Origin of the sequence: Streptomyces milbemycinicus (assembly GCF_002154605.1) — a bacterium.
Classification (GTDB): Bacteria; Actinomycetota; Actinomycetes; order Streptomycetales; family Streptomycetaceae; genus Streptomyces; species Streptomyces milbemycinicus.
The window spans coordinates 1-889 of record NZ_MUNE01001153.1; the positions used below are offsets into that span (position 1 = coordinate 1).

Genomic DNA, 889 nt, shown 5'->3' on the forward strand with positions numbered 1-889 from the left:
CGCTGACCGGGTGGGAGACCCGGGTGCCGACCGGGCGGCTCAACGCCTTCCTCGGTGAGATCGTCGCCTCCCACCCGGTCAGCGCGGTCTCGATCGCCGGGACCAGCTTCTCCATATGGCGGCCGGTGCGGGCCGAGACATTGACCCGCGGCGCCCACTGGATCTGGCCCAGCTCGGTCTCGATCTCGCGCTCGAGGTAATAGCGGCGCTCCTCGTCGAGCGTGTCCCACTTGTTGTACGCCACGACGATCGCGCGCCCGGCCTCGACCGCCATCGAGATGATCCGCTGGTCCTGGACGCTGATCGACTCGCTGGAATCGATCAGGATGACCGCCAGCTCGGCCTTCTCCACGGCGGCGGCGGTGCGCAGCGAGGCGTAGTAGTCCGCGCCCTCCTGGAGGTGCACCCGGCGGCGGATACCGGCCGTGTCCACGAACTTCCAGGTCACCCCGCCGAGTTCGATCAGCTCGTCGACCGGGTCACGGGTGGTGCCCGCCATCTCGTTGACGACCACCCGCTCCTCGCCCGCCACCTTGTTGAGCAGGGACGACTTACCGACGTTCGGGCGGCCGATGAGCGCGATACGGCGCGGACCGCCGATGGCGGCGCCGAAGGTCTGGGCCGGGGCCTCGGGCAGCGCCTCCAGCACGGCGTCCAGCATGTCGCCGGTGCCGCGGCCGTGCAGCGCGGAGACCGGGTACGGCTCGCCGAGGCCGAGCGACCACAGCATCGCCGCGTCCGCCTCGGCGCTGGGGCCGTCGACCTTGTTGGCGCACAGCACGACGGGCTTCCCGGCCCGGCGCAACAGCTTGACCACGGCCTCGTCGGTGTCGGTGGCGCCGACCGTGGCGTCCACCACGAAGACCACCGCGTCCGCGGCCTCGATGGC

At 71.4% G+C, this 889-nt stretch carries 1 protein-coding gene; it reads right to left on the reverse strand.

The genetic code is table 11. The annotated features are described in order from the left end of the window. The coding region (der, locus tag CCN51_RS51750; protein ID WP_245881898.1) for a ribosome biogenesis GTPase Der at positions 1–889 on the reverse strand (889 nt) is incomplete at both ends.